A 593-nucleotide genomic window follows, 5' to 3' on the forward strand; every position below is an offset into this window, starting at 1 on the left:
GTCTCAAAATGCGGTTCCATTTCACGGTCGCCACGAATAATATAGGAATTGCGCTGAACGCTGTAAATTCCATCCATGCTGCCGCCTGGAACTGATAATTCTTCAAGAATATGGATCTTTTTACCTGGCATCTGTCCGTCGCGAATCAAAAAGACGGCGGTGGCTAATCCAGCCAGACCTGCTCCAATGATATATGCCGATTTTTTTCGATATCGGCTGGCTTGTCAGCATTGACGAACGCCTCGTAGTTTCCATTTGTATAATGCATCATGCTCGCTACTTTCAATACCAAAAATCGTTACACATGTAACTATACTTTTATGATATTGTTGACGCTTTCATTTGTCAATTATTTTGGTAGATTATAGAATGAAGTTAGCCACCCAGTTGGTGGTAAATAAAAAACGCCATTCGGCGTGACATCAGGTATCATATTAAGTGAACCAAACCTATATGAAAGGATGTCCGTCAAATGACGCACTTAAATGATACCATGTCTACTAGTTTATTGACTACTCATAAAAAGAATGCTCATCTTACTAAAGAAGAACGTGTGATGATTGCGACTTTAAAGTCGCAAGGACTTTCCAATC

The 593-nt window shown here is 40.0% G+C and carries 1 protein-coding gene; it reads right to left on the reverse strand.

Features of this window, described 5'->3' with window-relative positions; translation table 11 throughout:
- Nucleotides 1–149 (reverse strand): oleate hydratase (locus LJE08_RS13745; RefSeq protein WP_255650360.1); only part of this gene is annotated, 149 nt, incomplete at its 3' end.
- Nucleotides 150–593 lie beyond the last annotated feature (444 nt).

The sequence above is a fragment of the Holdemanella sp. DFI.5.55 genome, assembly GCF_020593575.1.
GTDB classification, from domain to species: Bacteria; Bacillota_I; Bacilli_A; order Erysipelotrichales; family Erysipelotrichaceae; genus Holdemanella; species Holdemanella hominis.